Origin of the sequence: Corynebacterium sp. HMSC034B08, from assembly GCF_001835805.1 — a bacterium.
Taxonomy (GTDB): Bacteria; Actinomycetota; Actinomycetes; order Mycobacteriales; family Mycobacteriaceae; genus Corynebacterium; species Corynebacterium coyleae.
This window is the reverse complement of sequence record NZ_KV825964.1, coordinates 216,824-224,215: the sequence shown is the minus strand read 5'-3', so window position 1 is coordinate 224,215 and position 7,392 is coordinate 216,824. Positions and strand designations below refer to the sequence as shown.

The window sequence follows — 7,392 nt, the reverse complement described above, 5'->3', positions numbered from 1 at the left end:
GGGCGGTCCACATAACTTGTCGCAGCACTGCAGAAGAGAGCAGCATATCTGGACGGATGTTTTGTTGCGCCGCCACTTCAGAGACGTACTTTCGCGCCGACTGCAATGCGTGCCAGGAACGTGGGTAGTCGTGTTCCCACACAATTTTTGCGGGAGGGTCAGTCGGTGCAGGCTGCGCGGGGGTTGGCCATTGTTCGGGGTCCTCAGCGAGCGCCTGTTCGACGAGACTAAACCAGAATTTGGCTTTCGTTGTATTGAGCGATCGGTAGCGCAGGCAGTTTCGTAGTTCCCATGGGGAGGATGGCACAGTACGAGCGATGGTGACGATTGATTCGCTCGAGAGCATGTGACCGGGAGAGATGTCTTCTTTTCGGCAATGTTCGTCGCGGGCGGTCCACAGCGTTTTAGCGAGCTGCAGGCTCCTGGCGGAGCGTAGCCCTGACACTCCCTTCATGTCACGCCATGTCTCATTAAAGGGTGCGTTGTCCGGTCCGAGCTCGTTGACAATCCGCTCAAACTCCTGCTCGGCGAACGAAAGCTTGCCTTCGTTGTCCAATTGCTCGGCGAGAGCCTCTGCGAGATCGTGGAGGTGTGCGACATCTAACGCGGCGTATTCTTGCCACGTTGGTGGCAGAGGTGTGGTGGACCAGTCCTCGTGGCCGTGACCTTTTTTAAGTTCTACTCCCACGAAGTGCTGCACCATCGCCGCCAAATTTGGCCTATTAAACCCTGCGAAGCGGGATGCGAGTTCTGTGTCAAAGATTGTGCCTGGGTAGAGACCGAGCATTGCGAGCGACTTAAGATCATCGACGGCAGCGTGGATAATCCAGTCCTCACCGTTGATGACGGGAGCGAGGGCATCATGAAGCGCGTCCCGGTTGCCTTCCGGGGCGAACAGGTACGTATCGGTATCTCGTCGATAAATCTGCACGAGGAACGCTCGGTCGTCATAACGAAATGACGCTGCGCGCTCGGTATCGATGGCGTAAGCGCCTCGACCTTCTGCCAATGCCGCCGCTGCGCGAGAGAATTGCTCGGGAGTTTCTACGAGGTGGTACTGCACCTGGGATGTCATGTTGCGTAAGTATGCCCTAGCGTGCGTTGAGCTGTGTCACACCCTCTGGTGGAAGCCCGGCAACATGTGCCAAAACCTTGGAAAAAGCCTCGACGTGGCTCTTCAAGTCGATCCCCTCAGCAGTCCAGGAGGCGCGCATCTCCAACTGGTATGCGCGGGGAGGTCCACCGATCTCACCGAAGCGTACTGATGCGGTCGACGTAACCGTGCCGCCAAGATTGGTGAACCCAGCACTGGTCTCCGCGAGCGATTCATTGAGCCACTGCCAAGCGACGTCAGGTAGCAACGGGTCTGACGCCACAGCATCATCCATGTCCGCTTGGATATAGGCCACCAGCCGCATGGTGCCCTCCCAGGCCTCCTCGGCGGCAGGGGAGTGTAGGAGGATTAGTCGGCCGAAAGCATCGCCTTCTGAATCGACCGGGATGTTGTCACCGTCCTCGTTCGGGTGGACTACTTCGAGCCCCACAGCATGGCTAAACGGTGCTGGTCGCTGCGGCGGTCGGATAGTCCCGAGGGAAATCTCAGGACGAAGCTGGGCTGCATGCATTGACTCGACGGCCTTAGAAAAATCCGCCGGCCAGTTCTCGTTTGCGCCTTCCCCGAGCGTATCCGCACTATGTGTGGAGGTCTGGGGGGTGGTGTCCGGATTCATCACACGCATAAAGGTATCGACCCGTTGCGTGTGGTGGGGGAGGCGCGCCGACATATCGTCGAGACGCAATGTGCGACAGCGTAGACTCATTACGACTTTAGTTTGATCTGCCGTATCGGCAGGGAAGGAGCGTCATCATGGCCAAGCTTGACTTTGCGAAACTCAACGCCACGCAGCGTTATCTGCAGTTTGCAGTGTTCCGTGCAATTCCCGGTGCTCTTGGGACGGAACGTACTCGTATCATCGAAGAAGCGCAGGCTTTCTTCCGCAAGCTTGAAGAAGAGGGCGTCGTTGTTGTTCGTGGCATCTACGACAACACCGGCATTCGTGCTGATGCAGACTTCATGATCTGGTGGCACGCAGAAGAGTTTTCCGACCTACAAAAGGCACTGGCTGATTTCCGACGTGAGACTGCGTTCGGTCAGCTCGTTGAGGTGAGCTGGCTTGGCAACGGTTTGCACCGTCCTGCAGAGTTCAACAAGTCCCACCTGCCGAGTTTCATTATGGGGGAGGAACCGGGTGACTGGATCACGGTCTACCCCTTCGTTCGCTCGTATGACTGGTACATCATGGACCCCCAGAAGCGTCGCCGAATCCTTTCTGAACACGGCCAAGCCGCCCGCGACTTTGCGGACGTGCGCGCGAACACCGTCGAGGCGTTTACGCTCGGCGACTACGAGTGGATGCTGGCATTTGAGGCGCCAACGCTCGAGCGCATTGAGGCCCTGATGAAGACGATGCGCTACACCGAGGCCCGCCTGCACGTGCGCGAGGAGGTTCCGTTCCAGACCGGACGTCGCGTCAGCGACATCGCGGAGATCATCAACATCCTGCCGTAGGCCGGATGAGGCCCTAGGCCTCTTCCAGCGTCAAGCTAATGGAGTTGATGCAGTAACGCAGGTCGGTGGGGGTGTCAAAACCCTCGCCGGCAAACACGTGGCCGAGATGAGAGCCACAGTTCGCGCAGAGTACTTCCGTACGGATCATTCCGTGAGAGCGGTCTTCGCGCTCAATAATCCGATCGCCCGCCAGTGGGGAAAAGAATGCTGGCCACCCGCAGTGTGCGTCGAACTTTTCTGAGGACCGAAACAGTTCCTCACCACATGCTCTACAACGGTAGACACCTTCAGTGGTGGTGTTGGTGTATTCGCCCACACCGGGTGCCTCGGTGCCGGCCTCCCGCAGGACCCGAAACTCTTCAGGGCTAAGTTTTTCTCGCCACTGTGCTTCGGTGAAGTCCTTGTAATTTGGTTTGGATTCGCTCATTGTCGCGTCCTCTCCTTTTGTGGCGCCGATGTGATTTGAGTAGACCATACCCACGATGCCACCGCGACAATAAACACGGCCCATCCAAATGTGGGAAGAAAAGTGTTCAGCCACCGTCCAAGCAGTATCGCGTCAGGCGTAACCCAACTCAGTGGCGCGAGACATAAAACGGCGCCCAGCCACGTTGGCCAAGTGTGAAGGGGGCTGGCGCGGTGAAACACAGTAAACAGGGCGGGGAAGAGCATCATCGAGTAGTACGCCTGTCCGAGTGAGGACAGTAGGCATACGCCTGCGAGCAGGACGCCGGTGCTCAAGGTCAGCCAAAGCCATTCGTCGCTATAACGCCAGCGGGCTAAACCAATGATCGCCGCCGCAACAGCAGATGCAGCGACGACAAAGAGGATGGTGTGCGCCCAGGCAGGCATACCGAAATAGACGGCAAAACCTGCGAGCGAAGAGTTGGCATAGTCGCGTGTGATGCCTAGATACGGCACAACAACGTCGATGTAGTCGCGAGCACCTGGAGTCAGCGGCCAGGCAATGACGTTGAGGAATACAGGTACGGCGACACCGCTAGCAACGACCTTCCACCGCATTTTCATCAGTGGCAGTACGAGAAGCGGAGCGAACATTGGCTTGACGACGACCGCCAGCCCGAGCACGATACCCGCACCGACATCACGCCTAGCGAGAAACAACGCGATAAACGCAGTCAGGGCGAGAAGTAGTACACCGTTGATGTTCGAAAACACCAAGGTATTTGTCACGGCTTCCGTCACAAATGCAAGGGCTAATGCGATTGGAAGCACCGGGTGAGACATGCGGAAGCCCGCTAGCCGCGTAAGCCATGTGACTGCAGCAATAATGCAAAGCGCGTTGAACAGGATGAAAAATGGCCTCGCGCTTTCCATACTTGGAAGCATCCCAAGAGGAGAAAGTAGCAGCGTAGCACCCGGGTTATAGAGGTAGTGCGGGTCAACGTGCTCGTAAATCTCGTTGTACACAGGTACTCGGTCGATGAAGCGGCGTGCCGCCGACCAGACCGTAGTGAAGTCGTCGGTCACCGATCCGGTGCGTGCGAGGACAAAAAGCCTGTGCACGATCAAGATGACTGCCAGTGGCCAAGCCAAAGCACCTGCGCCTCGAAGCGTGGAGGTTGGTACCTCCGCGTGGGAACGCGTCGCGACGGGCGCTGGGGCGACCCAAAAATCATGGAGGCGAGTTTGCAACATCACGGGTGATACCGTACCGGCTCGATTAGCCTTTTCGGTCCCGCACCCTTCGGTAACGGCAAAACAGCAGGGAATCGCTTGTTGCTTTAACCGACTCGAGAACAAAGGGGATGTTGCGATCGTCGTCACTGTGCCCGAACAACCTCACTTCAGAAGGCTGCAGCACTGCGTGAGGGCTGATGGTGTAATGAAATACGTCTACCGCGTCTTCATTCAGCATCTGGGTGTTGAGCTGTGGACCTCCCTCGCAAACGATGCGGGACATACCGTGCATGTGCAGCGCTTCAATTGCTGTTCGCATGGAGTCATCTACGAGCGGGAGGATGCTGCCACCAGCCTCGGTGATGTCATGTGCGCGAGCAGCAACCTCAGGGGTATCGAGCATATCCTGGGGGACGGCGAATATCGGCGCTGCGAGACTATTGGAGAAGAGCTGCGAGGACGTATCAAAACCGAGGCTGCGGCTTAACACCACAATCGGAGGCGCGACAGACTGCCCGTTTTCCTTCCGTTGTTGCTGTTTCTCTGGCGAGACTCGCGCACCGAAGTAGTCTTCCTTTCGTACCGTTTCCGCACCAACGAGCACTGCATCAGACCACACGCGAAGGGCGTTGAGCAATGCGAAATCGGTCGCATTTCCCAAGCCGGCAGATGCTCCCTCGATTGCGGCAACCCCGGTGAGCGAAGCAATACCAATCAAGCGTGTCTCGCACTCCCCAGGTGGAAGAACCGGCCCAATCAATACCTGCGTGTCGATCGAGTCGGGAAGCTGGTCTGAGGTGTTGGGGGTAAGCATCGTCGTTAATTGTAAAGAGGTTTTGTTTCTGGCCTCGTGGTTTTGGAACGTGGTGGGTTGAAGCTGATCAGCTTCGGTGAAAGCGTGAGCTGATACGTGCTCCCGTAAGCGCCAAACCAGCGCAGGTGAGCACGCCGAGCGCCATCGCAGTGGCCGGGTTTGGACCGAGCGCAACAAGTGGTGGAACGAGTCCCCCGATAATGAATTGGAAGAACCCCATGACACCGGTTCCGGCCCCGGTGCCGATATCTCGCACTTCCTCGATAGCGAGAGCGGAAGCATTCGCCATGATGAATCCCGCCATCGCGGAGAGGATTGCGATAAAAGGAATCATTGCGTTGCTTGGACCCAAAATGGAAAATGCGAGGAGTATCGCACCTACTGTGAGATCAACTCCGAGTGCGACGGTAAGGAGCGTGCGCGGCTGGTGCCGCTTGAGCAGCCGCATGTTGAGCGTGTTGCTCAGTGGAATGAGCAACGCGATGCTCCCGAAGACGAGAGAGAATGTGGTTGGGCTCAGACCGAGCTGTAATTGGAGGACTAGGGGAGAAGCCGCGATGTAGGAAAAGAGCGTGCCAAAGCCCAAACCTGCAGCCACCATGTATCCAGTGAACGCGGGACGTTGTAGACAGCGCCCCATCCGCGGAAACATCTGGCGCAAGGTGCCACTTGTCCGCTTGTGGGAGGGCAGCGTCTCGGGAACGAGCCACAAAGCGACAACGAGCTGCGCAAGATTGACTGCAGCGATTGTCCAAAAAACGCCGCGCCAGGTGAATGCGGGAATGATGAGGCCACCAAGCACCGGGGCGATTGCAGGCATAAACCCGGAGATCGCCATGAGCGCTGAAAGCCCGCGCGCGGCTTGTTTTCCGTGAGCAATGTCGGGGACGACAGCACGAGCAACAACGATCGCGCATCCACCTGCGAGGCCTTGGAAGAAGCGGGCGCAAATGAGAAATGCGATGGAATCGGCTAGCGCGCAAGCCACCGAGGCAACAAGGGCAACGGCGGAAGCCACAATAATGACAGGCTTTCGTCCAGTCCCGTCGGAAATCGCCCCAAACAAGAGATTGCCAAGGGCCATACCGAGCATGAACCCGGTAATGGTCATCTGGGCAAATGAGTGGGTCGTCGACAAACTCGTCGCAAGCTCTGGCATGCCCGGGAGGTACATGTCGATGCCCAGGGGACCAGAGGCGGTAAACAAAGCCAGCGCGGCAAGGAGGCCACCAGAAAGTTTCTGCACGCCGGTAGGATAGCCCCTTAGGATTTTGATGAAGCGATGCCTATTGAAGTCTCATGACCATTGCAGTGAGCGAGATCAGCAGAGGCAACAATCGGGGGAGCTGCACACACAGATTCGCTAATAGGTTGGGAACAGGCATAGCGTGGTTATCATGCAGTTGCCAAAGTATGGCCCGGCGTGGGCTGGTGCCTTGATGGGCACTTCAATTGCCTCCACCTTGTCTGGTTTGCATGGCTTTCGTCTCTGCCAGATCGCGTTCGCCCTGTGTGCCGCTGTGTTGCTTGCGGTTTTTACGGTGGGCGCTCGACATGAGCCTCCTCGCCAACAGAATATGGCGGCGTGGGGCATGTACACGATGGGGCTACTGTCTTGCGGCTCGGCGTGGACCGCGCTGACCGCTAACGATGGATTCCAGTTGGCCAGTTGGTGGATCGGTGCACCGCTTTCCGCACTAGTGTGTTTGTGGCAGCTTTGGGCGTTTTGGAAGCGACCGAGCCTCTATGGAAAACCTGCGTTTCCCTGGGGCCTTGCGCTGGTCACGCCAATGGTGGCCGCAACGTCTGGAGGACAGCTATCTGATGAGCATGGAGCGCTCTACCACTATGTCGGTGTGGTGTGTTTCTGGCTCACGTTGACAACAGCAATTCCGCTGTTTGCCTATTGCTTTTGGTCATTCATGCGCCACCGTTACCACCCAAGTGGCGCGGCCGCAGGTACAGCCTGGATCCCACTAGGCGTCGTCGGGCAATCGACTGCCGCTTCAACAGTGCTTTTCGACGCCCACCTCTACGGCATTGTCATGTTCGTGATCGGAGTGCCGTGTTCCTTGTTTGCAATGTATTGCTTCTACCAGGCGGTAGTGACAATTTCGCCCTACGGTCCGGGGTGGTGGGGTGCCACATTCCCGGTGGGAACGCTGTGCTTAGGCGCTTGGTACCAGGGGTGGTCCCAATTATCCTTTGCGCTGTTGATTCTGCTTCTTGTGCACTGGAGCATTTGCGCGGTACGTTTCGGGGCTTGGCAATTGCAGCGCCTATAGAAAAGGGGATAAAAGAAAGACTGCCTACCGAAACGATAGACAGTCTTTTTTGGAGCGGATGACGAGACTCGAACTCGCGACCC

General features: G+C 57.3%; 8 protein-coding genes. 2 read left to right on the top strand and 6 right to left on the bottom strand.

Annotated features, from left to right (window positions below):
* Window positions 1–1,075, bottom strand: a 1,075-nt coding sequence (locus HMPREF2656_RS07515) for an HRDC domain-containing protein (RefSeq protein WP_070816242.1), incomplete at its 3' end; no start/stop codon positions are given.
* A gap of 16 nt (window positions 1,076–1,091) precedes the next feature.
* On the bottom strand, window positions 1,092–1,730 hold the full coding sequence (locus HMPREF2656_RS07510) for a DUF3000 domain-containing protein (protein ID WP_371325696.1): 639 nt from the start codon (window positions 1,728–1,730) through the stop codon (window positions 1,092–1,094).
* Between the two features lie 134 nt (window positions 1,731–1,864).
* On the opposite strand from HMPREF2656_RS07510, the gene hemQ reads away from it, so the two are divergent.
* Window positions 1,865–2,569: a hydrogen peroxide-dependent heme synthase gene (gene hemQ / locus HMPREF2656_RS07505; protein ID WP_180950015.1), complete on the top strand. Its 705-nt coding sequence runs from the start codon at window positions 1,865–1,867 to the stop codon at window positions 2,567–2,569.
* Window positions 2,570–2,582: 13 nt separating this feature from the next.
* Here the strand turns inward: hemQ and msrB are convergent, their stop codons facing one another.
* From msrB to HMPREF2656_RS07485, 4 genes are all read right to left on the bottom strand, one after another.
* Window positions 2,583–2,996: a peptide-methionine (R)-S-oxide reductase MsrB gene (gene msrB, locus HMPREF2656_RS07500; RefSeq protein ID WP_070483781.1), complete on the bottom strand. Its 414-nt coding sequence runs from the start codon at window positions 2,994–2,996 to the stop codon at window positions 2,583–2,585.
* Window positions 2,993–4,060 (bottom strand): glycosyltransferase family 87 protein, encoded by a 1,068-nt coding sequence (locus tag HMPREF2656_RS07495; RefSeq protein WP_246825136.1) that lies wholly within the window; start codon window positions 4,058–4,060, stop codon window positions 2,993–2,995. The genes msrB and HMPREF2656_RS07495 overlap by 4 nt, the downstream gene beginning before the upstream one ends.
* Window positions 4,061–4,253: 193 nt before the next feature.
* The gene (locus tag HMPREF2656_RS07490; RefSeq protein ID WP_070614504.1) at window positions 4,254–5,024 is read right to left on the bottom strand and encodes a pyrimidine reductase family protein; all 771 of its coding nucleotides are present in this window, start codon (window positions 5,022–5,024) and stop codon (window positions 4,254–4,256) included.
* Between the two features lie 67 nt (window positions 5,025–5,091).
* Window positions 5,092–6,270: a multidrug effflux MFS transporter gene (locus HMPREF2656_RS07485; RefSeq protein WP_070422368.1), complete on the bottom strand. Its 1,179-nt coding sequence runs from the start codon at window positions 6,268–6,270 to the stop codon at window positions 5,092–5,094.
* A gap of 151 nt (window positions 6,271–6,421) precedes the next feature.
* On the opposite strand from HMPREF2656_RS07485, the gene HMPREF2656_RS07480 reads away from it, so the two are divergent.
* Window positions 6,422–7,309 (top strand): SLAC1 family transporter, encoded by an 888-nt coding sequence (locus tag HMPREF2656_RS07480; protein WP_070816240.1) that lies wholly within the window; start codon window positions 6,422–6,424, stop codon window positions 7,307–7,309.
* Window positions 7,310–7,392: the final 83 nt, after the last annotated feature.